This window comes from Rheinheimera gaetbuli (assembly GCF_054781935.1).
This window is the reverse complement of record NZ_BAAGTL010000006.1, coordinates 236,716-263,251: the sequence shown is the minus strand read 5'-3', so window position 1 is coordinate 263,251 and position 26,536 is coordinate 236,716. Positions and strand designations below refer to the sequence as shown.

Below are 26,536 nucleotides of genomic sequence, written 5' to 3'. Positions count from 1 at the left end.
ATGAATTGATGTTGCATAACTCACTAAAACACCGTTTAGTTTGCACGCTGGTTTACAGCATGACATTGTTATTGTCGGTTACGGCCAGTGCCGAACCAACAGCACTGCAGCGCTGGAGCCAGCAAGCCGTTGCCGACGGCTTTGACGGTCAGGTGGCGGTTATACAGGCGGGTAAACCGTTGTTGTTGCAAGCTTACGGTATGGCGGATCACGAGGCCGGTACAGCCTTTACTACCGACACAGTGTTTGATATTGGCTCTATTACCAAGCAGTTTACCGCTGCAGCTATATTGAAGCTGCAGCAGCAGGGTAAGCTACAACTGACCGATACGCTAGGCCAGTTTTTTCCTGAAGCCGGGGCGGATAAAAGACCTGTTACGCTGCATCAGTTGCTTACTCATAGCTCGGGGTTGGTAAATAACTTATCCGGCGGCGATTACAGCAAAGTTAGCCGTAATACCTTTATAAAGCGTGTGTTTCGTTCCAAACTTGAAGCATTGCCAGGCACTGCGTTTTCTTATTCCAATGCCGGTTATGCTGTACTGGGCTTAGTAATTGAGCGGGTATCCGGCCAGAGCTATGAGCAATATGTGCAGCAGCATTTGTTGCAACCTGCCGGCTTGCGATATACCGGTTATCGAATGCCGGATTGGCAAGCTCTGCCGATAGCAACAGGTTATGAGTTAAAACGCGATAGCTTTTGGGGTGGCAAGGCGGATGGCAGCAGCAAGCGCTGGGGTACGCCACTGGAAAAATCCTGGGATAAAGATGGCCCCTGGTGGAATTTGCATGCTAATGGCGGCTTTTTGTCGACTATTGGCGATCTCAACCGCTGGCATCAAGCACTACAAACAGAAACAGTGCTTGATAAAGCATCAATAGCCTTGTTGTTTACGCCACATATTGCTACTTCCCGCGCCGGAATTTTTTATGGTTATGGCTGGATAACTGAGCCTGCCGGGCAATACGGCAAAGTGGTTCGTCATGGTGGTAGTAACGGCATTTTCACTGCGGATTTTCGCTATTATTACGACAAACAGCTGTTGATTATTTTTATGACCAACAACGATAGCCGGTTTTTTCCAGATTACCGTGACAGCTTGCTGGCGTCGGTATTCGCAGCTAAAAAGAAATAGTATGTACGAGGGCTCTTGTTTGAGCCGGGCCGACGCTAACACAACATTTCTTCTGGAAAAATGTAGGCACTTTGTAGACAAATTCAGGTTGTGTTAATAAAGCAAAACTGCTAGGTTTAACTGGTATGACATTATGACAGTTTAGTCATAAAACTGCGTGATAGTCATTATTTCCTTATCCGGATCAATTGCATAGGTTTAATTATAAGACTATAACAGAAGGGTACACATTGAGTATTGATGTTGTTAGAGGTGTCATACTGCAGTCATGGAGGATGTACCAATGCACGGCGTAAAAGTAATACTGTTAATCACGTTTAGCATGCTTTGCCTTGGCGTAGAGGCTGCTGAACAACCGGTAAGTTTTACTACCAAACAAAATGAATTGTGCTGGCGCATGATTGAGCAAAAAGCCAGCGGGCACTGTAAATTGCATTTCAGTTTCAACAGCATTAAGCCGGTAACCGAGTTTCCAAGAGGCGATACAATTGGCTATGCGGTTAGTAGCTTTAATCAGGCTCGTGTCAGTTATCCTACTTCTTTTCAAAAACTTGAGTATGCCTTGCAATTTTTCTATTACAGCCTCGAGCGTTTTCCGGTGCGTGATAGCCTGAACTTTATTCGCAGTGCTGACGGTACCATTCAGTTGTCGATGTCAATTCGCACCTCCAGAACCAGCGGTTACAGCTTTGTGCTGGCAGATAACGAATCGCAATTGCGGCAATTGGTGGCCAATCTGCAAAACCCTCATGCCGTCAGGGCCACCAATTACTATCGCAATATCGAAAAACTGTTTGCCGACTAAACCTGCACCCGCACAGTGTTGTGTTAGTTTCAGCCTGCCAACGTTAAACGGGGCGCGTTATTCTCACTCCAGTTAACGGTTGCTGTTTGCTGGCGTTCAGGTAGTAAATTAGCAGCCGGCGCTACAATACTATCAATAAACAACCAGTCGCAGCGCACACTGTCACGGTTAATATTCAGCAGCATAAAACCCCGATCATACACATTGGTATATTGCAGGCCGGCAACTAACTGCACCAGGCCGGTTTCTGTTGCTTCCGCTGTTGGCCGGTCAGGTAAGCCAATATATTGTTCTAAACCGGGCGAGGTTACCGATGATGTCGCCAGCTCTACCGCTACCGGGCTACCATCTGCTGCATCAAGATGATTGGCCCAGGCATTGTGGGTATCACCTGCGAGCACAATCAGCTTTTTGTTCAGAGCTTTTACCTGCAGCAGGATCTGCTCGCGCTCGGCCGGATAACCATCCCAGGCGTCTAAATTGTAGGGGATGGGGGGGAGTTGCAATAATGTCAGCACCTGTGGCGTTAGCCGGTGCTGATTGGCCTGCAAATAAGCCAATTGCTGTGCGCTCAGGCTCGGATCGCCGGCCTGAGCACGCGCAGCCAGTTGCGCCAGTGCCGCCAGTTCGGCAAAATCACTAATGCTAAGTTGCTGTGTAGCAATGGCTGCAGGCAGCAACATACGGCCCATCAATACTTGCTGGCCCAGCAGCTGCCAGCGGGCTTCAGACTGGCTGAGCTTATCCAGCAGCCATTGCAATTGTTCATTGCCCAGCAGAGTGCGATTGGCTTGCATTAAGTCTGCGCTAAACCTTGCGCTGTCTAGTTGTCCGCTTACCGGATCGGTATAACTGGCATAACTGAGCTGTTCATCGCGGCCAATAACCCGGGTATCAAGCATCATCAGGTTGACCAGATCACCAAATTCAAACTGACGGTAAATGGTTAGTTCATCATTTGCTGCCGCCGGCCGGATTGGCATCCACTCGAAGTAGGCTTTAAGTGCAGCTTGCTTGCGCTGTGTGAAATCGCCTTCGTCAGCTTGATGGTTTTCAGCACCGTCGCGCCAGGTGTCGTTGGTAATTTCATGATCATCCCATACCGCAATAAAGGGCGCCGCAGCATGCAATTGTTGTAGTGCACTGTCAGTGCGATATTGGCTGTAGCGGGTGCGATAATCAGCCAGGCTGAGTATTTCAGTTGCCGGCTGCGATTGCCGGCCCAAGGCTGCAGCGTTTTCACTGGCGTAGCCGTCAGCGCCATATTCGTATATATAATCACCCAGATGAATTACCGCGTCCAGATTGTTTATTTCTGCAGCTTTAGCATAAACATGAAAGTAGCCAGCCGGATAATTTGAGCAAGAAAACACAGCCAGTTTAACCGCACTGACACCGGCTGCAGGTAGAGTCTTGGCACGGCCTATGGCCGAGGTAACAGTACCGGCCCGAAAACGAAAATAGTATTCAGTGCCGGCTGTCAGATCGCGTACATCAATTTTAACCGTGTAATCACTTTGTGCCGACGTGCTGGTATCGCCACTGCGGATAATCTGCTTAAAATCTTTGTCCTGTGCTAATTGCCAGGTTACCGGCACCGTTGCTGCGTCTGCACTGACTCTGGTCCAGAGTATTATGGCGTCTGCGCCGGGGTCGCCACTGGCGACGCCGTGTAAAAATTGCACGCGATAAGGTAGCGGCACCGGCTCACGAGTGTCACTGCTGCAACCGATTAAGCTGGTTGACAATACGGCTGCGCCAAAGCCGGCGGCAGAGGCTTTTATAAAATCGCGGCGGGTCAGTTTAGTCATTATTATTCTCCTGGTTAGACCAGCGCAGTGAAACAGAAAATCATTACAGCAGTGTGAAACCTGTTGTCAAAATACATGACAGCTAACATCAATGTACAAAACATTGTCAAAGTGCGTTATAGGCACAATACTGCACAGCTATAAGCTAACAGCGGAGCAAGCAATGAAACTGACAGAACAGCAATGGCGTGAGCGTTTAACTGAAGAGCAATACCGGGTAACCCGGCTAAAAGGCACGGAATATCCGTTTAGCGGCGAATTGCTGCACAATGAACAAAACGGCAGTTATCACTGCGTATGCTGTGGTGCCGAGCTGTTTAGCTCGACTACAAAATTTGACGCCGGTTGTGGTTGGCCAAGTTTTTACCAGGCACTGCAGGGCAGGGTTAACTATCAGCGCGATAGCAGCCACGGTATGACACGCACTGAAATTGTCTGCGCCAACTGTGACGCACATTTAGGCCATGTTTTCGATGATGGCCCTGCGCCGACCGGACAGCGTTATTGTGTTAACTCTGTATCGCTGAGCTTTAACGCCAAGTCAGAATAAAAATTCTGTAACTGTTGTCGTTACCTTTCAACTTCTATTACAATACGCGCCGTTAGAGCAACAGCGGCGCAGACCGTGCTTTGGCATTACCCGATTAATTCATCTTACTGAAGTAAAAGGCCTCTACCCATGACCCTATCGCACGCAGAGCAGTACCAGAAAAGCTGGCAGGAACGCCAGGAATATGCCGAGAACATGCAGCCTATTATCGGCCGTCTGTATCGTAACAAAGGCATTGAAGTAGTGGTGTATGGCCGCCCGCTGGTAAATGCTACCACTATTGACATTATCAAAGCGCACAAAAGTGTAGAGCGTTTTGAAGGCCAAAAATTACGCCTGCGCGAGAGTTTTCCGGTATTGGAAGCGATAAGCAAAATGAATTTAGCGCCAGGCCGGGTTGATATCGGTAAGTTGGCGTACGGCTATATTTATAAAAATGCGGCAAACGGCACTGAGCTGGAACAGTATTTAGCGCGTGAACTTGCCGAGCTGCTGGATCACGAAGATCAGGTTAAGCCGGTAGACGTAGTGCTGTACGGTTTTGGTCGTATTGGCCGTTTGTTAGCACGTTTAATGCTGGAGCGCTCTGGCCCGAGTACCAAATTGCGTTTACGCGCTATCGTGGTGCGTGGCGGTAAAAAAGGTGATCTGGAAAAACGCGCCAGCTTACTGCGTCGCGACTCTATCCACGGCCCTTTTAATGGCAGCATCACGGTAGATGAAGAAAACCAGGGCATTAAAGCCAACGGCACCTTTATCAAAGTCATTTATGCCAATTCGCCTGAACTGGTCGATTACACCCAATATGGTATCAGCGATGCCTTAGTGGTAGATAACACCGGTATCTGGAAAGACGATAAAGAGCTGAGTATCCACTTTAGCAGCAAAGGCACAGCCAAGGTGTTGTTAACCGCGCCGGCCAAAGGTGAAGTGCCAAATATCGTTTACGGTGTTAATCAGCATATGATTTTACCAGAGCACAAAATTGTCTCTGCCGCCAGCTGCACTACCAATGCGATTACCCCGGTATTAAAGGCGTTGGAAGATAAGTTTGGCATCCGTAATGGCCACGTAGAAACGGTGCACTCGTACACTAACGATCAAAACCTGATTGATAACTTTCACAGTGCCGAGCGCCGCGGCCGCGCCGCGCCATTGAACATGGTACTCACCTCTACCGGTGCGGCAAGCGCTGTTGCTAAAGCTTTGCCACAATTAAAAGGTAAGTTAACCGGTAATGCTATTCGGGTACCGACGCCGAATGTGTCGATGGCCATTTTGTCACTGAATTTAAACCGCGAAACCAACCGCGATGAAATGAACGACTTTTTACAACATACTTCGCTGTTTTCCGAGCTGCAGGACCAAATCGACTTTACTGCCTCTACTGAAATCGTGTCGTCTGATTTAGTCGGCTCGCGTTATGCCGGTGTGGTGGACTCACAAGCGACTATTGTCGATGGCGACCGCTGCGTGTTGTACGTGTGGTATGACAACGAGTTTGGTTACAGCACCCAGGTTATCCGTGTAATGAATGATATGGCGGGTATTAAATACCCAACCTTGCCCGTAGCGCGTTAAGCTGTTGTTTTATCGAAAAGCCGCTTGTTAGCGGCTTTTTCTTTTGTGTTAACCTGTTAGAATCAGCTTATTCGAGGGCGGCACTGCGCTATTTACTGCTGCCTGAATTTTCAATACCAGACTATACGGATTAAAACCATGAGAATCACCAGCAACTTCGACAGCGGCAATATTGAAATACTTGAAGCCAGCTCGCCGGACAACATTAAACTGGCCATTCGCAAAGACAACCAGTCTGATTTTTACCAGTGGTTTCATTTTCGCTTAAGCTCGCCGCACAATCAGGTGCATACACTCACCATTACCAACGCCGGTGATTCTGCTTACCCGGATGGCTGGAAAGATTATCAGGCGGTGGCCTCTTATGACCGGCAAACCTGGTTTCGGGTAGAAACCGAATACAACGGTAAAGAGCTGACCATTACGCACTATCCAGAAGCCGATTCCGTGTATTTTGCCTACTTTGCACCTTACAGTTATGAACGTCATATGGATTTGCTGCACCAGGCGCAGTCTGACTATAGCTGCCAATTGGTTGAGTTGGGCGCTACGCTGGATGGCCGCGATATGAGCATGCTGGTTGTGGGTGAGCCTGATGACAGCAAAAAGAAAATCTGGGTTATTGCACGTCAGCATCCGGGCGAGTCGATGGCCGAGTGGTTTATTGAAGGCTTTTTAGACCGGCTGTTAGATGAAGACGACGGCGTAGCCCGTGCATTGCTGGAAAAAGCGGTATTTTATGTTGTGCCTAATATGAACCCGGACGGCTCGGTGCGTGGTCATTTACGTACTAATGCTGCAGGTATGAACCTGAACCGCGAATGGCTTAATCCAACCATGGAGAAAAGCCCGGAAGTGTTTTTAGTACGGCAAAAAATGCTCGAGATCGGCTGTGATATGTTTCTCGACATCCATGGCGATGAAAACCTGCCGTATAACTTTGTGGCCGGCAGCGAAGGTGTGCCGTCGTACAACGAGCGTATCAACGCGCTGGAAAATCTGTTTAAGCAAAGCTGGCTTACTGTTACGCCAGAATTTCAGACAGAATACGGCTACGAGCTGGATGCACCAGGTCAGGCCAATATGACTATCGCCACCGCCTGGGTGGGTGAGCAGTTTAACTGCCTGGCTTACACAGTAGAAATGCCCTTTAAAGACAATGCAAATTTACCGGACGAGGCCTATGGCTGGTCTGATATCCGCTCGATGAAACTGGGGCAGGATGTACTACCGGCCGTTTTAGCGGTAGCAGATAAACTGCGCTAAATCGTGCAGAACGTAGGCCAAAGCAGGGCACTGGCGGTGGGTTTCACTAAACTACTGCTATTGTGCTCGGTGCTGGTGCTCAGCAGTTGCAGTTCAGTTCCGGCATGGCTGGCAGTATCACCTTTACCTGTCAGCAGCTTAGCGCCGGAACAGCAGCAAGCCTTTCGCCTTGGCAAACCTCTGGGGCAGCTAGACCTGATTTGGCCTGAGCAGCACAGCAAAAGGGCGCTGGTAAACAACCGGCGCCGCTTTACTGGTTTTCAGGGCCAGGGCCAGCTGCTACTTGATATGGCCAACAGCGACAGTGTAACACTCAAGCTTAATGGTCATCAGGTCAAGATAAGCTCTGCAATAGCACCTAGCCATCTGCTGGCGCTGGATATCAGCCGCTACAGTCGCAATGGCATTAACCAGCTTGAACTTGCTGACATTCAGCCCTTAGGTGCCAGCATACGCCTGGTGGTGCCTTATCCGCAATTAACGGAGGGCACGCCTGAAGCTGCCGGGTTTTCGCAAGCTGTACTGGATGAACTTGACAGCTTGATCCAACGCGAAGTCGCGCAAGGCTTCCCCGGCGCCGTGCTGCTTATTGCCAAAGATGGCAAAATCATTAAACACACGGCTTATGGTTACGCCAACCGATATCAACAGGATGGCAGTGCGCTGGCTGACCCTGAACCTATGCAGCTGGACACGGTATTCGATCTGGCGTCAAATACAAAAATGTATGCCACCAACTATGCATTGATGCAATTGGTTAGCAGTGGCAAGCTGGACGTGAATAAGCCGCTGCAACATTACATCAGTGAATATCAGGGCGATGGCCGTGAACAACGGCTGGTGCGTGATTTACTGCAACATACCGCCGGTTATGCGCCTGAAGTCCATTTTCACCGGCCCGACAATAATAACGGCGCCATGTTTTACTCGCTGGACCGCGCCCGTTCTATGGAGCTTATCAGCACAGCAGTGCCTTTTAGCCGTGCGCGCAACGAAAAGGCGGTATACAGTGATATTGACTATATGTTGTTGGGGCTGTTAATCGAGCGCATTACCGGTATGGCGCAGGACACTTATCTGGAACAGTCGCTGTTTCGGCCAATGGGGCTAAATGACACGGTGTTTAATCCGCTGCAAAAAGGCCTGCCATTATCTCGCATTGCCGCCACCGAGCTGGACGGCAATAGCAGAGGCGGGCGAGTGGTATTTCCGGCCGATAAACGCAGTGTGGTGCGTGGTCATGTTCATGATGAAAAAGCCCGCTATGCCTTTGAGGGTGTAGCGGGTCATGCCGGTCTATTTTCCAGCGCCCGAGACACAGCTCAGCTGGCTTTTATGGCATTAAGCGGTGGTTATGGTTTAACAACGGTATTTAATGAAACTACCCTGGCGCAATTTGTCAGCCCATCCGTTATCGATGCCACCATGGGGCTAGGTTGGCGCACGGCAGCAGGCAAAGAGCTAACTTGGCATTTTGGCCCCTATGCCAGTCGTTACGCTTTTGGTCACACCGGATGGACAGGTACAGCAACATTAATTGATCCCTATTATCAGCTGGTCGTAGTGCTGCTGACAAACAAAAAACACAGCCCGGTGCTGGCTGAGGGTGAAAATAGCCATTATTTTGCCGGCGACCGCTTTGAAACTGGTATGTATGGCAGCATCATGAGTAAAATATACCAGGCGATGCAGTAGGCTTTAGCCGTAGCAAAAACAAGATTGACCAACACAAGGTTCAGGCAGTATGGCAATTGTATCTTGTCCGTTTTGCGGGCATAAAATTTCAGATAAAGCAGCGCAATGCAGTAAATGTAGTAGTGATTTAACCAGCTTGACGCCAGATAAAATGGCATCGCTGGCGCGCAGTAAAGCGCTGGATAAATCACAGAGTCTGGTTAATCACTCAATGTTAGCCTTATTGCTGTTTTTGTCAGGTTTTGGCTTAATGTATTGGTGGGACCCCGAACCGGGCGGCATACAACAAACGTTGGCGGGGGCTTGTATCGGTATTGGTTTTTGTTGGTACATCATCACGCGTATCCGTATTATGTTATTGAAGAGAAAAAAATAGCATGGATTTTAACACTTTGGTTCAGGCGATGACGCCTGATACCTATGAAAAACTTGCCGAAGCGGTTGCCACCGGTCGTTGGGCCGATGGCAACCCCATGACAGAAGCGCAACGTGCGCACAGTTTGCAGCTGGTTATGGCTTATCAGGCGCAGGTGCTTAAATCAGAAGAAATTTTCACTGTTGGCGCTAACGGCCAGATGGTGCAAAAATCTAAAGCCGAACTTAAAAAACAATTCGATACTCAGCCGTCTATTGCAAGGTTTTCGCACGATGATCTTTAACCGTTTTTTCAAACCTAAGTGGCAACATGCCGATGCAGCCGTGCGCCAGCAAGCAATTGAGACACTTAACCCTGACGATACAGCGCACAAAGCCGTGTTACACGAGCTGGCCTTTAACGATGGAGCAGAAGCGGTACGCAAGGCCGCGTTGCACAAACTTAATGATTTTTCTCTGTGGTGGCAGGCCAGTAAGCACGACAGTGCTGAGCGTTTACAGCAATTAGCTGAGCAGACGTTGATCCAGCAACTGTTACAAAACCAGGTAGAAGCAAAACTAAAACAACAGTTTATCAGCCAGTGCAACCGCAGCAGCATTTTGGAACAACTGGCACAAACCGAAACCGACGCGGCCATTAAATTTACCTTGTTACAGCGTTTAAATAAAACCGAGCTAAACATCAAGGCATTGCAGGGATCGGTACTGCAACTGACACAAAAAAGGCAGTTGCTGGCCCATATTGACGATGAAAAAACACTGGAAAAGCTAAGTCAGAAACTGGACAGTGAATTACAAGCAGATGTGCAACAAAAACTGGCGCAGCTCAATGAGCAAAAACAAAAGCCGCTGTTACTGCGCAAACAGCTGACATTATTACTGGCAAAACTGAACGCCGTGCGCGAGCGCTATATTCTGGAAGCGCTGCCAGAGCAGCTACAACAGTATCAAACCGAGTGGCAACAGCTGGACAGCGAATTAGCTTGCCTGGGCGCTGAAGCTGACGAGTTTCGGTCTAAATACGCCAAAATCAGTAACCAGATTGAGCAGTGGTTAGCGCCGAAGCTGGAGCAATTAACGCAGCAACGCGCTTTGCAGGCCAAGGTTGCCGAGCAATCTGCCAGAAAGCAGGCATTACAACAACAACTTGATACGCTGGAACAGCAGTTACAACAAGCCTTGTTGTCTACTGATATTAGCGCTGCACAGCAGTTAGAGCATCAGCTGAGCAGTGTAGCCACTGAGCTGGCGGGCCTTGATCTATCATCTAAAGCGGCGTTGTTAAGCCGTGTTGGTCAGCTACAGCAACAATTAACGCGCTTGCCTGAACTGGCAGAGCAGTTAACCGGCTTAACGCGCATCGTCGCAGATTGGGCTGCCCAGCCGGTGCCTGACACCGCTGAAGCCTTTGCTGCATCTGCATCGCAACTGCAACAGTGGCAGCAGCAGTGGCGCCAGCTAAGCAAAACAATGATGATAGCCGTACCAGCCACTTTGCTGCAGGCGAAAACTTCATTGCAACAGCAATGGCAACAGGCAGAGAAAACCTTTAGCCAGCAGGCAGAAAAAACACAACGCCAGTGTCGCAGCAAGTTAGCGCAATACCGCCGTTTATATGCTGCCGGTAAATTTAAAGTGTTGTTTGGCTTGTTTAAAGGCATAGAGCAGGATTATCAGGTACTTACTGCTACGCAGCAGGCTCCGCTGAGTAAAGATTACGAGTTTGCCCGCGAAAAAATGGCTGAACTGGCTGATTGGCAGGAATACATCGCTACGCCACGTAAGCAGCAGTTGTTGTTACAAATGCAACAGCTTAGTAGCGAACTGACTGACAGCCAGATGCGCCAGCGCTCTGATGAGGTTAAACAGGCCAGAGCACAGTGGAACAGTTTGGGCAAAGCCGACCCGGCATTAGAGCAAGAACTGAATGCCGCCTTTGATATAGCCTGCGAGCGGGCATTTGCGCCATGCAGGGCCTTTTTTGCCCAGCAGGACTTATTACGGGCAGAGCATGTGAAGCAGCGTGAGCTGATTATTATGCAGGCGCTTGAATACGCTAACGCCAGTGCGGATGTTAAAACACTGGATACCGCTTTGCAGCAGTTAAAGCAAGCATGGCAGCAAGCCGGCGCAGTTGATAAACAGCACTATGCCGGCTTAAATGAGCGTTTTAATCAGGCTTTGATTTCGTTGCGCTCACAGCTAAAAGCTTTGCAGCAACAGATCGCGGACGTAAAAAAGCAACTGATTGAGCAAGCTCAACTCGCGCTGGCATTACCAGACCCTAACCTGGTAGCCAAAGCCTTAAAAGAGTGTCAGCAACGCTGGAAAACACTGGGCAGCGCAGGCCGTAAGCAAGATCAGGCACTGTGGCTGCAATTTCGCGCCTTGTGTGATGGCTTTTTTAATACCCGATCAGAGCAATTTGAACAACAAAAGCAAGCTGAACAGTTAGAGTTGCAGCAGTTTGAGTCGTTGTTATCTGCGCTGTCTGTTGAGCTTGAGACGGCGGCAGAACAAAGTGCCTTTGATGCTGTGCAACAAAAGCTTAACGCCCTGACACCGCAAAGTGTTGCGACAGTGCAGGCGGTGCGACAGTTGCTTGATAAACTGAGTCAAAAACAACAGCGTTGGCAACAAACGCGGCAACAGCGTGAGTTCAGCCGGATGTTTGATGTACTTTCCGAGCCAGAGCTTACCGCGGAACAATTGCCAGTGGCTTTTCGCGACTGTTTTAATGCACAGCAAGAGCAGCAATTTAACCGGCTACAACTAACTATTGCCTTGGAGTTGTTAGCTGAGGTGCCCTCGCCAGAGGCTGACCGTGCGCAACGCCAGCAGGTACAGCTACTATTGCTATCAGATAAGCATAATCAGGGTAATACGGTAGATAAGCTCAGTTTACTGAGACGCTGGTTACAGTTTGGTGCAGTAACTGCAGACGAATTGCCCTTGCTGGCCAGGGTTAAAGCGGTATTTATCTGAAGCAATAAACCGGTTTACTGCTGCCTAGACATTAGCGTCAGTAAGCCGGTACTTGCAGCCAGAGCAAGTGTTAACAGAGTCTAGTTGATACTGAGTTCGCCGCGTAAGTTTTGTTGCATTTGCTGGCGAATTTGCTCAGGGTTTAAGTCTTTACTTAACAGATAGTGCAGTTTGGTTAAGGCCGCTTCCAGGGTCATATCATAGCCACTTATTACCCCGGCTTGCGCCAGTGCGTTGCCGGTGGCATAGCCTTGCATGTTCACAGTACCTTTAAAACATTGCGTACAGTTAACGATAATCAGCCCCCGGGCGCTGGCTTCGCGCAGGATCTGCAGTAGCTGCGGACGCTGTGGCGCATTACCGACACCAAAAGACTTAATAATCAGTGCCCGTACCGGAGCTGTGGTCATATTGCGGATAACCTCAGTGCTAATACCGGGGTATAGCGTTACCACGCTAATTGGCTGCGGGGTAATACTTGCAACTTGCAGCGGCGCGGGCAGGCTACTTTGGCTAAGTTTGCCAGCAACCAAATTAATGTGGATACCCGCTTCAAGTAAGGGGGCAAAGTTAGGTGAGGCAAATGCATTAAAGCCATTAGCGTCGGCTTTAGTGGCACGGTTACCGCGAAACAACTGGTTGTTAAAAAACAACGCCACCTCAGCAATAGGGTAGTTTGCTGCCACGTACAGTGCATTCATTAAGTTTACCTGGCCGTCAGAACGCAGCTGTGCCAGCGGAATTTGTGAGCCGGTAATAATGACCGGTTTTTGCAGGTTCTCCAGCATAAAAGACAATGCAGATGCCGTATAGGCCATGGTGTCTGTACCGTGCAGTACGACAAAACCATCATAGTGGTCGTACTGTTGTGCAATATCGGCGGCAATATCCTGCCAGTGCTGCGGTGTCATATCTGAAGAGTCGATAACCGGATGATACTCATGAATATCAAATTCTGGCATTTCGGGGCGGTAAAACTCTGGCATCCGTTTTACCGTATCAGTTAAAAAACCCGGCACCGGCACATAACCGTTAACCGAGTGTTGCATGCCTATGGTGCCGCCGGTGTAAGCGACATAAATTCGTTTTCTGCTCATAGTCATAAGGGTGCTCTTATGCAAAGGGTAAAAAAATGCCCGGTCATCGCCGGGCATTGTAGTTGTTTTTACTGCAGCTGTCAGTTGGTGCTGCAACTAACGCAATAAGAATAAATGCCGTTGGGGTCGTTAAACTGGTTCAACAGTACAAAATCCTGTTTCAGCTGTGTAGTAAACTTACGCAGCAATTGCTGCTCAGCACTTGCCGTAGCTTGAGGTAACCAGCCTTGTGCTTTGGCTTCACCAAGCAGGTCTTTGATCATTTGCTCACTTGGGCTTAGCTCATGGCCAATAACTCTGATGTCATAATTAGCTAAGCCGGCTTTATCGGCAGCGGCTTTAATTGCATCATCCAACGAGCCTAGTTTATCTACTAAGCCCAGCTCCAGTGCTTTAGCGCCGGTCCAAACCCGGCCCTGGGCTACTTTATCGACATCAGCAGTGCTCATGTTGCGATTTTCAGCTACCAGGCTGAGAAACTCGCTGTAGCCGCGCTCAATTAACAGTTGGATCAGATCTTTGGCTGCTGGTTCCAAGCCCTTAAACAGCGGCAGTCCACCAGAAAAACCAGCAAGTTCAGTAGTACCTACACCATCTACATTCAGCCCCAGTGTCGGCATGACATTCTCTGCAGTATGTATCAGGCCGAAGATGCCGATAGAGCCGGTGATAGTGGTTGGTTCAGCCCAAATTTCATTGGCTGGGGCAGAGATCCAATAACCACCAGAGGCTGCAACCGACCCCATCGACGCGATTACCGGCTTACCAGCCTCACGTAATAAACGAATTTCCTGGGCAATAATTTCAGACGCAAAGGCACTGCCACCAGGGCTGTCAACCCGCAATACTACCGCTTTAACTTTGTCATCATGGCGGGCTTTGCGCAGCATGGCTGCAGTAGAGTCACCTCCCACTGCACCGGCTTTGGCACTGCCATCAACGATAACGCCGCGGGCAACTACTAACGCCACTTTATCAGTAATAGGGTTATCAAACTGTTTTGCAGGGATAGTTAAATCGGCATAGTCAGCAAAACTAACATGATTGTAGCTGTGGTCGTCGTTTTCACCGACGATAGCAATTAGCTCCTGCCGGAAAGCTTCGCGGGTTTTAATGCTGTCAACCAGGCCGGCATTCACCGCGTATTGGCTTAAGTCGCCTTCGGCAGTTTGCAGCTTTTGTAGTAAACCAACGTAGGTCTCATCGAAATTGTCTACTGCAAAGCCACGGCGCTGGGCAACCTGCTGTTTATATTCGGACCATAGCGCGGTTAACCACTCAATGTTGGCTTCTTTGGCTTCATCTGACATGTCATTGCGTAAGAACGGCTCAACGGCAGACTTATAGGTGCCGACGCGAAATACATGGGTGTTAATCTTCAGCTTTTCTAAAGCGTTTTTATAGTACATCGGGTAAGCGCCATAGCCTTCAAGCAGCACAGTTCCCATAGGGCTTAAACTTATTTCGTCGGCGTAGCTGGCCAGGTAATACTGGTTCTGGCCATAAAAACTTCCATAGGCAAACACTTTTTTACCGGCTGCTTTAAAGGCGTCAATTTCGTTGCCAATGCGTTGCATTTTATCCATTGAGCCACGGCCTAATGCAGCCAGATCTAGCACAAGCGCCTGAATACGGTTGTCTTTCGTGGCAGATTGCAGCACTTTAACTACATCGCTAACTAAAATTTCCGGTGCTTCTTCTTCACCACCTAAACTTTCATTAACTGCAGCAGCGATTGGATCTGTCCAGCGTTTTTCCTCTACCAGGTCGCCGTTAAGGTTTAGCACCAAGGCAGCAGTGGCTGGTACGTCAACTTTATCGTCGCCACTGAAAATCGAAGCGCCTATTAAAACCACTATCACAATAAAAAGCAGGTTAAGAATAACAGAGCGAAAGCCACGATAAAGCCGTGCAATCAGTCCAAACAGCCGGCGGAACGCGCCGGGATTTTTATCAGCCATGTAAGTTTTCCTGTTTAAATATCAGATGTATTGCATGTTGATATGCTAAACATTTTGGCTATAAAGGCTAAGTGGAATTTGTAAGTAAATGTGTAACACTCAGTCATCTGTTGCAGCACACTTGCTATAAACAGGTAAAGCAGCTAAAGTTCGGCAGATCTGACAGGTACGACCAGAGAGGCTAAAGTGGCATACCAAAAATTATTACAACCACTGGATTTAGGTTTCACTACCTTGAGAAACCGCGTCATTATGGGCTCGATGCATACGGGCTTAGAAGAAGAAAAACAAGGTTTCAGCAAGTTGGCTGCATTTTATGCTGAGCGGGCTAAGGGCGGCGTTGGCCTGATTATTACCGGCGGTATCAGCCCAAACTTTCGCGGTAACCTGGTGCCGTTTGGTAGCCAGTTAAGTTTTTGGTGGCAAACCGGCAAGCATCGGCAGGTAACCCAGGCGGTGCATCAGCATGGCGCCAAGATTTGCTTACAATTGCTGCACGCCGGCCGTTACGGTTATCATCCGTTTAGCGTAGCGCCAAGTAAAATTAAATCTCCGATAACACCTTTTAAGCCCGCAGCGATGTCAGCACGACAAGTGCGCGGCACAATAAAAGATTTTGCCCATTCGGCCAAACTAGCGAAAAAAGCCGGTTATGACGGTGTTGAAGTAATGGGCTCTGAAGGTTATTTGATCAACCAGTTTATTTGCGCCCGCACCAATCAGCGCAGTGACGAGTGGGGTGGCAGTTTTGACAACCGCTGTCGCTTCGCTGTTGAAACCGTTAAGGCTGTGCGCCAGGCCTGCGGTGAAGACTTCATTATTATTTACCGCTTGTCGATGCTGGACTTAGTTGAAGACGGCAATAGCTATGATGAAGTTGTGGCCCTGGCCAAAGCGATACAACAAGCCGGTGCAACCTTAATTAACACCGGCATCGGCTGGCACGAGGCAAGGGTGCCTACTATTGGCACCATGGTGCCACGGGCGGCGTTTAGCTGGATAACCCAGCGGGTAAAATCGGAAATTACAATTCCGGTCATTGCTACCAACCGTATTAACGACCCACAGGTAGCCGAGGATATTCTGGCTAACGGCCAGGCTGATATGGTGTGTATGGCCAGGCCATTTTTAGCGGATGCTGACTTTGTAAACAAAGCTGCGGCTAATCAGGCTGATCTAATCAACACCTGTATTGCCTGTAATCAGGCCTGTTTAGATCATGTATTTCAGAATAAACGCGCCAGTTGTCTGGTTAACCCGCGCGCCTGTTATGAAACCGAACTTAATTTCAACGCCGCGGCAACGCGTAAAAAAATTGCCGTTGTCGGTGCCGGCCCGGCAGGGCTGGCGTTTAGTGTTTATGCGGCTCAGCGCGGCCATGAGGTGCATTTATTTGATAAGTCGCACCAAATTGGTGGCCAGTTTAACTATGCCAAGCAAATTCCGGGTAAAGAGGAGTTTCATGAAACATTGCGCTACTTTGGCCGGATGTTAGAGCTGCATGCGGTTAAGCTGCATCTTAATTCTGTACAAACGGCGCAAACTCTGGCCGCAGGCGGTTTTGATGAAGTGGTGCTGGCCAGTGGTATAGTACCGCGTGATATTGGCCTCAAAGGCAGTGACCATGCGAAGGTGCTCAGTTATTTAGACGTATTACGCGATCATAAAGCGGTTGGCAAACACGTTGCCATTATTGGCGCCGGCGGTATTGGCTTTGATGTGGCGGAATATTTAACAGAGCCCCACTCATTAACACTGCAGCCAGATGCCTGGTTAAAAGATTGGGGTATTGATAAAGCATATCAGGCGCGTGGTGCTTTGCTGCCAGATGAAGCGGCTCCGCCAGCTGAGCGTAAAGTGTATCTGTTACAGCGTAAAACCACTAAGGTCGGTGCCGGGCTTGGCAAAACGACAGGCTGGATCCATCGCAGCTCTCTGAAGAAAAAAGGTGTCGAGATGATTGCCGGTGTAAATTACCTGAGAGTCGATGATGACGGTTTATGGGTAGATATTGCCGGTGAAGAACGCTGCCTCAATGTAGATAATGTGATTATCTGTGCCGGGCAAGAGCCGCAACGTGAGTTGCTTGCAGCCTTAGCTGAAAGTGGCATCAAGGCGCATTTAATTGGCGGCGCCGATGTCGCAGCAGAGCTGGATGCAAAACGGGCTATTCGTCAGGGCGCAGAGCTGGCCGCACAAATCTAAAACCATAGCCATCCAAATTGCACCATCATGGTGCAAGTAAACCACAAAGGCACCATGATGGTGCCTTTTGTCATACCTGTGTCATTATCTGTGTTTATTTTGATGGCGCGCAAAGTATTGTTCATTCACGCCACTGGCAATTTATGCGTTCAGACTGCTATTCTGGTATCAGCTTTGCAAATGCCATATAAAAACACACAGCAAGCCAACAGGGAGTATCTATGTCCGGGGTATTAACCATGATCCTGGCCGGAGGAGAGGGCACGCGTTTGGCACCTCTTACCGGCATTCGCGCCAAACCTGCCGTACCGTTTGGTGGCAATTATCGTATTATCGACTTTGTACTAAACAATTTTGTTAATTCCGATCTGTTACAAATTTTTGTTATCACGCAATTTAAATCACACTCGCTAATGAAGCATTTAAGCCGGGCCTGGCGGGTAACCGGTTTAACTAACAGGTTTATCGACCCGATCCCGGCCCAGATGCAAACCGGCAAACATTGGTATTTGGGCACGGCCGATGCCATTTATCAAAACCTGCATTTAATTCATGGCCTGGACCCGGAGCACGTCTGTGTGTTTGGCGGCGACCATATTTATAAAATGGACGTGCGGCAAATGCTGGATTTTCACCGCCAACATAATGCCCGTTTAACCGTGGCGGCTATACCGGTGCCGGTAGCGCAGGCGCATGAATTTGGCGTTATTGAAGTGGATGCTAATGGTAAGATGATCGGTTTTGAAGAAAAGCCCAAAACCAACCCAAAAACCATCCCGGGCCGGCCAGACTACGTACTGGCATCTATGGGTAACTACATTTTCGAAGCCAAGACGTTAGTGAATGTATTGGAAGACGATGCCAAGCAAAGCGATTCCAAACATGACTTTGGCCATAACATTATTCCGGGCCTGTATCCTGACGGTGAAGTGTACGTGTATGATTTTTCTGCTAACCATATACGTGGTGAAAACGAGCGCAGCGCCGGTTACTGGCGTGATGTTGGTACGATAGACTCGTACTATGAAGCCAATATGGATTTAATCTCGGTTGAGCCGCCGTTCGATTTATATAACCGTTACTGGCCATTACGCGGCTATACACCGCCGGTGCCCCCGGCCAAATTTGTGCATGACGAAGCCAACCGCACCGGCCAGGCCATCAGCTCTATGGTGGCGTCGGGGTGTATCGTCAGTGGCTCTATCGTGTACCAGTCTATATTGGGCTTTAATGTGCATGTGCATAGCCACAGCTATATCGAAAAGTGCGTATTGATGGGTAATAACGATATCGGCCGCGGTTGCCGCATTCGCCGTGCTATTATCGATAAAGATGTAAAAATTGCCCCCGGCACCATTATTGGCGAAGATCCGATCCTTGATAAGGCCCGCTTTCATGTGTCGGCCAGCGGGGTGGTGGTGATCCCTAAAGGCGCAAAAATTGGTTTTGACGAATAGTAAGGGTTAAACGTGCGGATCCTGTTTATATGCAGTGAATATGAAGGGCTGATTAAAACGGGGGGGCTGGCAGATGCCTGCAGAGGGCTGGCACAGACGTTAACCGACAGCGGCCACCAGGTTACCGTGGTACTGCCTGCTTATGCCCCGTTATACGCTTATCACAATGCTCACTACCAAAGTTTATACTTTGATTTAGCCGGGCGGGAGTTTGGCTGTGCCGTGCATCAGTTTAGTCAGGACGGCATTAATATCGCACTGATTGAACATCACGCGTTCTTTCGCCGTGACCGGCCCTACGATGATGGCGAACATGGCTACAGTGACAACCCGCTGCGTTTTGCTTTCTTTGCTAAAGCCGCACTGGAATGGGCGTTACACAGTGGCCAGCAGTTTGACATTATTAACGGCCATGACTGGCAAAGCGCCGCTGGCGCATATTATCTGAAACAGTACTACCAGGACAGCGCGCTGGCTAAAGTGCCGTTTGTCTTCAGTATTCATAACGGTGCGTATCAGGAGCGCTGTGCGCCGCATTGGCGGCAACAGCTGGACATTGAACCCCAATTGCACAGCGAGTTAAATTTTCTTGCGCTGGCGCTTAATTATGCTGACAAAATTAACACCGTAAGCCAGGGCTATCGCGATGAGCTGTTAACCGAACCAATGGCGGCGGGGTTGTCTGCGTTGTACCAGCGGCGCGCAGAAGATTTTTGCGGTATTTTAAATGGCTGTGATTACGATATCTGGCATCCGGCAACGGATAAGCATTTGCCAGCTCAGTATGATGCGAGCGATTTAACCGGTAAAGCACTGTGTAAAGTGGCGGTGCGCTCTGAGCTGTCACTGGCACCGGACAAAGTACCGCTGTTTGTTGGCATAAGCCGCTTAACCGGGCAAAAAGGCTACGACTATTTAGTCCCTGCGTTAAGCCACTGGCTGCAGGCTACCAGCGCACAGGTGATCATTATGGGCACCGGCGAAGCGCGTTATTGTCAGGCGCTGGCGCAGCTGCAGTTGCAGCATCCACAGCAGTTTCGTTTTGTGCACGGTTTTAGTGACGCTATGGCGCATCAGCTCGAAGCGGCTGGTGACTTTTTCTTAATGCCGTCGTTGTTTGAACCCTGTGGGTTGAACCAGCTGTATAGCCTGCGTTATGGCACAGTGCCAATAGTGCGGCTAACCGGTGGTTTAAAAGATACGGTGCAGCCCTGGCCGGGGCGCGGCGCAACCGGTATTGGTTTTACCGAGCCGGATATTCGCGCCATGTATAACACCTTGCAGCAGGCCGAGTTGTTGTATAGCAAGCGCGACAGCTATAAGCGGGTGCAACAAAACGGCATGGCTCAGAACTTTAGCTGGCAAAGCTCGGCTAGCCAGTATCTGGCGCTATATCAGCAGGCACTGGCTGGCGGTGTGCAGTAAAGCAGCATAAACTGCTGCAAAGCCCGGCAAACTCGCCTTGTCTTGCGATAATCTGATGTAAAGGTTACTGTTAATTTGATAGGCTGCCCGCGCAAACTAGATTGAGGCTTTTATGGATGCACTGACTTTATTAACCAGCCGTTTTTCCTCGGCCCGCTTAACTGAACCTGCGCCGTCGGGCGAGGTACTGGACAACATTAAACGTGCGGCATTGCAGGTGCCAGACCACGGTAATTTACGGCCCTGGCGGTTTATTATCGCTGAAGGGCGCCAGGCACTGTGCCGGTTAGGCGATATTTTTGCTGAGGCCGCGGTAGAAGACGATCCGGCTATCGCGAATGACTTGCTAGAGCGCGCCCGCCAGCTGCCACTGCGCGCGCCTATGGTCATTGTTTGTATTGCCAAAGCTGTAGAGCACGCCAAGGTGCCATTAATTGAGCAACAGCAGTCAGCAGCCTGCGCAGTAATGGCGATGCAACAAGCTGCCTTTGCTCAGGGCTTCGGCGGCATCTGGCGCACCGGCGCCTACGCCCAGTTAGATTTTGTTAAACAAGCGCTGGAGCTGGGCGAAGACGACGAAATCGTCGGCTTTTTATACCTCGGCATGCCAAGCGGCGAACCTGCCAAACGCCACACCCCCGATCCGGCCGAGTATTTTTCCCACCTGTAAAGCCTTTGTAGCAAATCCAAAGAGCATTCTGGCTCTTTGGATTTGCTGAAAACATGCAATCCTTACTTGCGGCAATCTGCCGTACAGGCCTATACTTAGCGCGTTTTTTACACAATGGAGGCTGTTATGGCCACTGAACTTCGTGAACGCATTGAAATGCGCGTAGATGCAGAAACCAAACAGCTGGCCGAGCGTGCAGCAGCAGCCCTGGGTTGTGCTTCTTTAACCGAGTTTATGGTTCGGCTTATCCGCGACAATGCGCCAGCCATTTTGCAGGCACAAGCCGCAATTAAGTTAACCTCTGCTCAGTTTGACCAGTTCATCCAGGTATGTGAATCTGCTCCTGCACCTTATGCACGGCTAAAAGCGGCTGCTTATAAGTTAGATAAAGAGGGTTTTTGATTGGCGCTGGCGCCGGCATTTGTTCAGGCTGATGCCCGTTTGCATGATTTAAAAGCGTTTGACTGCGGCAAAGCCAGCCTGAATGAGTATCTGCGTCGCTATGCTATTCGAAACAGCGAGCTAGGTTTAAGCCGTACCTGGGTTCTGCCAGAACAAAGCAAACAGCCAAAAGCGCCGCTAGCAGCTTATTTTACCCTGGCAGGAAGTACCGTATTACGCGCTGATTTACCTGCAACTGCCAGCTCATTACCGGCTTATCCGGTACCAGTAGTTATACTTGCCCGCCTTGGCGTGTCGCTATCGCATCAGGGGCAACAGTTGGGTGCGAAAACCTTAGTGCAAGCCCTGCGCACTGCACGCGAATTGTCAGAGCGGGGCTTACCGGCGTTTGGTGTGATCCTCGATGTACTGGATGATGACGCATTAAAGTTCTACCAGCATATGGGTATGTTTAGCCCGTTGACTGACCAGCCGATGCGCTTGTTTGTAGCGATGGAAACCATTCGGCAGTTGTAGATTTAAATCAAACTAACACTGCACACATATGTTGCGCTTGCAAAATACTTTAGATAACTTAGGTACATACGGCTGCAGGGTGGAGAAATATAGTGCAGGCTCGTTTTTTCAATATGTGAAAATCGAAAATTTGTGTCTATCTTTTAGTGCATTATCCGTCCCGTTTCCTTTATATGAATTGAAAAATCGAGCATGCTCAAAAATAAAGTGTTAGGCGTGAAATCGATTCCGAGGAAGAATCAATTGGCAAATTCAAATTCTGGAAGACACTCATTCGCTTTCGAGGGGGGTGGAGCAACTCACCACGATTGGCGCTACATTTTTTGTTTCGTATCTGTACCATAGACATGTCGATTCAATTCACAGGAATTGGAATTCGATCAAAACTCAGAGATCTCGTATTAACGCAATCAACAGGTCTGAAAGTTACCACCGGATTTGGTTGAATTATATCAGTAGTATGAGTTATGCAAACTTGAATAGAAACACTTTGGGCATCGATGGAGCTACTGTGAAAAAAATGGCTCAGGCCATACAAAAGGCGTTATGAATCCTGCTGGGGCCAACGTGGCTAGCTAGGGGAATCACAATCGCGCCAGCAAGCTGTTTCTGTAAGCTTCGTGAAGCTTCGGGGGCGGATCCAATTGAAGCTTCGGGGGCGGATCCAATTGTTAATTGTTAAATTGCCATACATGGAGGGAACTGTGCAACGCGAAAAACTGGCAATGAAGTTGGCTTAAGCCCATCTCAGGCGCTTAAATTGTTCGCCCGTAATAAACGGGGGCAGATAAAAATTAAAAGGCTGAAAAATCATGTTTAACTTTTCTCTGACCCTAGTCATTTAAAATTGGAAATCAAATGACAAAATGTAGTTTGTTTGCCTCGCTATACTTATTGCTCGCGTGTGCCGCCTGTGCTCAGACTCTAGCTATCGATAACCATGCCGCAATTGACGCTCAACTGCGCGCTAATGCCCAAAAACATGGCATTCCAGGACAGGCCGTGCTGGTGCTGCACAACAGCGATATTCTGTACCGCAATACTACCGGCACTACTGTGCTCGGAGGCAGCATACCTGTAACACCAAAGACGGTCTTCCCTGTCTACTCAGTAAGCAAGCTGTTCGCCGTTACCCTCGCCATGCAGTTACAAGAAGAAGGAAAGCTGGACATTTCTGCTCCCGCCTCACGTTATGTCGGGGATCTGCCGCATTCCTGGCGTGATATCCGTATCGATCAGTTTTTAAACCATGTCTCGGGCGTGCCTGAATATTTTGACAGCAGTGATTTCTCGCGGCCGTTTCCGCCCAGCCTGGAAGCCGTTTTTGCGAACTTAAAAGATGTGTCTGTATCTGCACCTGGCGAACGAACGCGTTACACCAATACCAACAATCTGGTGATTGCAGCTGTTCTCGAGTCCGTAACGGGAACGTCATACCGCACACTGCTGCGGCAGCGGATCATAGAACCGCTTGATCTCCAGGAGACGTGGTTCGATCTTGCCGACGTGCCCAAGGCTCGCCTTGTCGAAAGCTATCGGGCGAAGGAGGGCAAGATTGTGCCTGATATGTCTATCGCGTGGCCGGATTACAGTGCGGCACACGTAGGGGGTTACATGACACTGGATGACATGGGCAAATTCATGTCCGCCATCGCGCATGGACGACTTGTGTCAAAGGCGGAACTACTGCGACTTTGGCAGCCCTATAAGTTTGTTAACGGTAATGTCGGCTTTTTTGCAACCGGCTGGGATTATGCTGAGTCGGGTCGCTGGCATGAGGTTGGCCACGATGGTGGCGCCAAGGTGCGGGTTCGCATCCTGTTTGACGATGATCTCGATAATCATTACATCGTTATCTATCTGACCAACGGCAATAAAGATGGTGTCTGGTCGCGCACGCTCGTCGACTCGGTCCAGACACTGATATTGCCGAAATAGCTGTAGCGTGGCACAGTTGATCTATCAACGTTTAACTTAAGTGGACGCGGGGCAAGCCGGCGGCAGGCTTTGACGGACAAGGTCCGTGACTTCAGCTGGTGGGCGCTATTGAAACAACATCTAATAAACAGCAGGATTATGCTTAAACTAAAATTTGTTGGTGCAGCAATTAGCATCGCGGGCTTACTGGTTTTCGGTTTTTACGCCAACGAAGCACGAAAGGAAGTGTATTATCTTTGCGGCAATTTTAGTACAGGCACGGCTTACTCAAGTGTGATCCGGCAATTAGACACGATTAATTTGTCGGAATATAAAGTTGAAAACCTGCAGCAGGGTAAGCGTGTTATCCATAGTAGCGCACTGCATTTTCACTTGCTGAGCTGCAATATAGAATTTAACCGGCAAGACAAGGTAGTGTCAGTTTTATATGGTTTAGGCTGACAACAGCCGTGGTAATACGCCGGTCGGCTATAGAGCTAACCGGTGCAGTTTGTTGTACGAAAACTATGCTTTGTACTACAATGTCACACATTGCAACACGCTTAGGAGGTTAAGCATGAAAAGCGAGATGCTAAGTACACGTATTGATCATGACACTAAAGTCGCTTTTACCAATATCTGCGATGAAGTTGGCTTAAGCCCATCTCAGGCGCTTAAATTGTTCGCCAGAGCTGTAATTAACCACGGCGGTATTCCATTTGAGCTAAAAGCCCGCCAGCCAAATGAGACAACAGCTGCAGCGATTAAAGAACTTGCCGATGGCAAAGGCAATAATAGTCAGTCGGTAGATAAACTGCTTAGTGAGTTAACCGAAGGCGTAGTGTGAAATGCTCGCGCTGGAATATTCCACGCAGTTTAAGAAAGACTTTAAGAAGATTGCCAAAATGCCTATTCCAGACATCTTGGAAGTGGGCAATATTATCTCTAAATTGCAACGCGGCGAGTCGTTATCTGCTAAAAATGTCGATCACCCGCTGACTGGCAACTGGTTGGGGTTTCGTGATTGTCATATTAAGCCAGATCTCGTTCTTATCTACAGAGTTGCCAATGATTGTTTACAACTCGCCCGAATTGGTTCACACAGCGAAGTATTCTAACTGCAATTGCATAACTTTTTGTTCGCATTATTACTTGTTTGGCAATAAAAAAGGCGCTGGTTAAAGCGCCTTTTGTGTAATTTACGAGATATTAAAACTCAGCATTACCCGGTGTACGCGGGAAGGCGATAACATCGCGGATATTACCAATACCGGTAACGTAGGACACTAAACGCTCGAAGCCTAAACCAAAACCAGCGTGTGGTACTGTGCCGTAGCGGCGCAGGTCGCGATACCAGCCATAGTCTTCTTTGTTTAAGCCCATTTCATCCAGGCGTTTATCGAAGGCTTCTAAGCGCTCTTCACGCTGGCTGCCACCGATAATTTCACCAATGCCAGGTGCTAATACATCCATTGCCGCTACGGTTTTACCGTCGGCGTTTAAACGCATGTAAAAGGCTTTAATGTCTTTCGGGTAGTTTTGCATGATGATAGGCGCGCCAACATGCTCTTCGGCCAGGTAACGCTCGTGCTCAGATTGTAAATCGACACCCCATTCAACCGGGTATTCGAATTTTTTGCCGCAGCTTTTTAAGATCTCAATAGCGTCGGTGTAATCCATCCGCACAAAGCTTGAATCAACTAGCTGCTGTAAGCGGGTTACAGCGGTCGGGTCGATACGCTCGGCGAAAAACGCCATATCGTCAGCGCGCTCGGTCAGAACTGCTTTACAGACGTACTTCAGCATATCTTCGGCCAACTGGGCGATATCTTTTAATTCGGCAAAGGCCACTTCTGGCTCTATCATCCAGAATTCGGCTAAGTGCCGACTGGTGTTAGAGTTTTCAGCACGGAATGTCGGGCCAAAGGTGTAAATTTTTGACATGGCACAGGCGTAGGTTTCGCCGTTTAACTGGCCAGATACGGTTAAGAAGGTTTCTTTACCGAAGAAATCCTGGCTGTAATCGATTTTGCCTTTATCGTTACGTGGCAGGTTTTCCATGTCCAACGTGCTAACGCGGAACATTTCACCGGCGCCTTCAGCGTCTGAGCCTGTGATGATAGGCGTGCTGATCCAGTAATAGCCTTGCTCGTGGAAAAAGCGGTGAACCGCCTGGGCTAAACAATGCCGTACCCGGGTAACGGCGCCCATAATGTTAGTGCGTGGGCGCAAGTGGGCGTGATCACGCAGGTATTCCATGCTGTGGCGTTTGGGTGCCATAGGGTAGGTGTCCGGGTTTTCTACCCAGCCTAAAACCTCAACATTGCTGGCTTGTAACTCAAATGCCTGGCCCTGGCCTTCAGAGCGGGCAACAACACCGCTGACAGCGACCGAGCAAGAAGTGGTTAAGCGTTTGATTTCTGACTCGTAATTATTAAGCTCGGCCGGTGCCACTGCTTGTACTGCATCAAAGCAGCTGCCATCATGAATAGCTAAAAAGGAAATGCCGGCTTTAGAATCGCGGCGGGTGCGGATCCAGCCTTTAACGGTGACAGTGTCACCCACGGCATAGCGACCAGCTAATACATCTTTAATTACGGCGTGCGTCATGCAACAAACTCCAGAGGGTATAAACTTAGCAAACAGCATAGAGGCTGTAATGATACTGAGCCAAACGCACAA

Annotated in this window: 23 protein-coding genes; 19 read left to right on the top strand and 4 right to left on the bottom strand. The window is 49.2% G+C overall.

From position 1 onward, the window contains the following. The first annotated feature begins 8 nt into the window (after nt 1–8). A complete protein-coding gene (locus tag ACYVIC_RS06155; RefSeq protein ID WP_460858229.1) occupies nt 9–1,136 on the top strand; it encodes a serine hydrolase domain-containing protein in 1,128 nt (375 codons plus the stop codon). A gap of 283 nt (nt 1,137–1,419) precedes the next feature. After that, nucleotides 1,420–1,941: a hypothetical protein gene (locus tag ACYVIC_RS06150; RefSeq protein WP_460858228.1), complete on the top strand. Its 522-nt coding sequence runs from the start codon at nt 1,420–1,422 to the stop codon at nt 1,939–1,941. Between the two features lie 29 nt (nt 1,942–1,970). Here ACYVIC_RS06150 and ACYVIC_RS06145 read toward each other — a convergent pair whose 3' ends face one another. After that, complete coding sequence (locus ACYVIC_RS06145) at nt 1,971–3,752, bottom strand: alkaline phosphatase D family protein (RefSeq protein WP_460858226.1); 1,782 nt, start codon at nt 3,750–3,752, stop codon at nt 1,971–1,973. Nucleotides 3,753–3,915: 163 nt separating this feature from the next. Here ACYVIC_RS06145 and msrB point away from each other — a divergent pair, with 163 nt between their 5' ends. From msrB to ACYVIC_RS06110, 7 genes are all read left to right on the top strand, one after another. Beyond that, nucleotides 3,916–4,302 (top strand): peptide-methionine (R)-S-oxide reductase MsrB, encoded by a 387-nt coding sequence (gene msrB / locus ACYVIC_RS06140; RefSeq protein ID WP_460858224.1) that lies wholly within the window; start codon nt 3,916–3,918, stop codon nt 4,300–4,302. A gap of 129 nt (nt 4,303–4,431) precedes the next feature. After that, nucleotides 4,432–5,883 carry a glyceraldehyde-3-phosphate dehydrogenase gene (locus tag ACYVIC_RS06135; protein ID WP_460858222.1) on the top strand — a complete coding sequence of 484 codons (1,452 nt, stop codon included), beginning with the start codon at nt 4,432–4,434 and terminating at the stop codon, nt 5,881–5,883. A 138-nt stretch (nt 5,884–6,021) separates the two neighbouring features. Beyond that, nucleotides 6,022–7,149 carry a M14 family metallopeptidase gene (locus tag ACYVIC_RS06130; protein ID WP_460858220.1) on the top strand — a complete coding sequence of 376 codons (1,128 nt, stop codon included), beginning with the start codon at nt 6,022–6,024 and terminating at the stop codon, nt 7,147–7,149. A gap of 3 nt (nt 7,150–7,152) precedes the next feature. Further along, nucleotides 7,153–8,844, top strand: a complete 1,692-nt coding sequence (pbp4b, locus tag ACYVIC_RS06125) for a penicillin binding protein PBP4B (RefSeq protein ID WP_460858218.1) — start codon at nt 7,153–7,155, stop codon at nt 8,842–8,844. A gap of 49 nt (nt 8,845–8,893) precedes the next feature. After that, complete coding sequence (locus ACYVIC_RS06120; protein WP_460858216.1) at nt 8,894–9,220, top strand: zinc ribbon domain-containing protein; 327 nt, start codon at nt 8,894–8,896, stop codon at nt 9,218–9,220. Between the two features lies 1 nt (nt 9,221). Further along, the gene (locus ACYVIC_RS06115; RefSeq protein ID WP_460858214.1) at nt 9,222–9,503 is read left to right on the top strand and encodes a YeaC family protein; all 282 of its coding nucleotides are present in this window, start codon (nt 9,222–9,224) and stop codon (nt 9,501–9,503) included. Then, entirely contained in the window at nt 9,493–12,204 is a 2,712-nt protein-coding gene (locus tag ACYVIC_RS06110; RefSeq protein WP_460858212.1) for a DUF349 domain-containing protein, read from the top strand. The genes ACYVIC_RS06115 and ACYVIC_RS06110 overlap by 11 nt, the downstream gene beginning before the upstream one ends. A gap of 80 nt (nt 12,205–12,284) precedes the next feature. On the opposite strand, the gene ansA is transcribed toward ACYVIC_RS06110, so the two are convergent. Together ansA and sppA are read right to left on the bottom strand one after the other, a co-directional pair. Continuing rightward, a complete protein-coding gene (gene ansA / locus ACYVIC_RS06105; RefSeq protein WP_460858210.1) occupies nt 12,285–13,307 on the bottom strand; it encodes an asparaginase in 1,023 nt (340 codons plus the stop codon). A gap of 74 nt (nt 13,308–13,381) precedes the next feature. Further along, a complete protein-coding gene (gene sppA, locus ACYVIC_RS06100) occupies nt 13,382–15,262 on the bottom strand; it encodes a signal peptide peptidase SppA (protein WP_460858208.1) in 1,881 nt (626 codons plus the stop codon). A 186-nt stretch (nt 15,263–15,448) separates the two neighbouring features. On the opposite strand from sppA, the gene ACYVIC_RS06095 reads away from it, so the two are divergent. The 10 genes from ACYVIC_RS06095 to ACYVIC_RS06050 all read left to right on the top strand — a co-directional run bounded on the left by ACYVIC_RS06095 (nt 15,449) and on the right by ACYVIC_RS06050 (nt 24,972). Continuing rightward, nucleotides 15,449–17,467, top strand: coding sequence for an oxidoreductase (locus tag ACYVIC_RS06095; RefSeq protein ID WP_460858206.1), 2,019 nt, complete (start codon nt 15,449–15,451; stop codon nt 17,465–17,467). A gap of 221 nt (nt 17,468–17,688) precedes the next feature. After that, nucleotides 17,689–18,924 carry a glucose-1-phosphate adenylyltransferase gene (glgC, locus tag ACYVIC_RS06090; RefSeq protein WP_460858204.1) on the top strand — a complete coding sequence of 412 codons (1,236 nt, stop codon included), beginning with the start codon at nt 17,689–17,691 and terminating at the stop codon, nt 18,922–18,924. A 12-nt stretch (nt 18,925–18,936) separates the two neighbouring features. After that, a complete protein-coding gene (locus tag ACYVIC_RS06085) occupies nt 18,937–20,349 on the top strand; it encodes a glycogen synthase (RefSeq protein ID WP_460858202.1) in 1,413 nt (470 codons plus the stop codon). 112 nt (nt 20,350–20,461) lie between these two features. Further along, nucleotides 20,462–21,019 carry an NAD(P)H nitroreductase gene (locus ACYVIC_RS06080; RefSeq protein WP_460858200.1) on the top strand — a complete coding sequence of 186 codons (558 nt, stop codon included), beginning with the start codon at nt 20,462–20,464 and terminating at the stop codon, nt 21,017–21,019. A gap of 126 nt (nt 21,020–21,145) precedes the next feature. Beyond that, complete coding sequence (locus tag ACYVIC_RS06075) at nt 21,146–21,421, top strand: type II toxin-antitoxin system TacA family antitoxin (RefSeq protein ID WP_460858198.1); 276 nt, start codon at nt 21,146–21,148, stop codon at nt 21,419–21,421. Next, a complete protein-coding gene (locus ACYVIC_RS06070) occupies nt 21,422–21,937 on the top strand; it encodes a hypothetical protein (protein ID WP_460858196.1) in 516 nt (171 codons plus the stop codon). An 858-nt stretch (nt 21,938–22,795) separates the two neighbouring features. Next, the gene (locus tag ACYVIC_RS06065; RefSeq protein ID WP_460858194.1) at nt 22,796–23,875 is read left to right on the top strand and encodes a serine hydrolase domain-containing protein; all 1,080 of its coding nucleotides are present in this window, start codon (nt 22,796–22,798) and stop codon (nt 23,873–23,875) included. Between the two features lie 138 nt (nt 23,876–24,013). Then, entirely contained in the window at nt 24,014–24,316 is a 303-nt protein-coding gene (locus ACYVIC_RS06060) for a hypothetical protein (RefSeq protein ID WP_460858192.1), read from the top strand. Nucleotides 24,317–24,431: 115 nt separating this feature from the next. Then, the gene (locus tag ACYVIC_RS06055; protein ID WP_460858190.1) at nt 24,432–24,701 is read left to right on the top strand and encodes a type II toxin-antitoxin system RelB/DinJ family antitoxin; all 270 of its coding nucleotides are present in this window, start codon (nt 24,432–24,434) and stop codon (nt 24,699–24,701) included. Between the two features lies 1 nt (nt 24,702). Continuing rightward, on the top strand, nt 24,703–24,972 hold the full coding sequence (locus ACYVIC_RS06050; protein WP_460858189.1) for a type II toxin-antitoxin system RelE/ParE family toxin: 270 nt from the start codon (nt 24,703–24,705) through the stop codon (nt 24,970–24,972). A 91-nt stretch (nt 24,973–25,063) separates the two neighbouring features. Here ACYVIC_RS06050 and asnS read toward each other — a convergent pair whose 3' ends face one another. Next, complete coding sequence (asnS, locus tag ACYVIC_RS06045) at nt 25,064–26,464, bottom strand: asparagine--tRNA ligase (RefSeq protein WP_460858187.1); 1,401 nt, start codon at nt 26,462–26,464, stop codon at nt 25,064–25,066. Nucleotides 26,465–26,536 lie beyond the last annotated feature (72 nt).